Raw genomic sequence first — 239 nt, forward strand, 5'->3', positions numbered from 1 at the left:
AGACGACGACGTTGATAGGCCGGATGTGTAAGCGCAGCGATGCGTTGAGCTAACCGGTACTAATGACCCGTGAGGCTTAACCTTACAACGCCAGAGGCGTTTTGAGAGACGAAAAGATTTTCAGCCTTGTTCATAACGGATTGAGCCGTGCGGCCCCTGGAGGCGGCGCGGACAACAGAATTTGCCTGGCGGCTGTAGCGCGGTGGTCCCACCTGACCCCATGCCGAACTCAGAAGTGA

The 239-nt window shown here is 56.5% G+C and carries 1 rRNA gene; it reads left to right on the plus strand.

The window, feature by feature from the left end:
• Positions 1 to 84: ribosomal RNA gene (locus tag AABB92_RS23385) — 23S ribosomal RNA — on the plus strand; the annotation flags it as partial.
• Positions 85 to 239 lie beyond the last annotated feature (155 nt).

Source organism: Pantoea brenneri (genome assembly GCF_038594305.1).
Taxonomy (GTDB): Bacteria; Pseudomonadota; Gammaproteobacteria; order Enterobacterales; family Enterobacteriaceae; genus Pantoea; species Pantoea brenneri.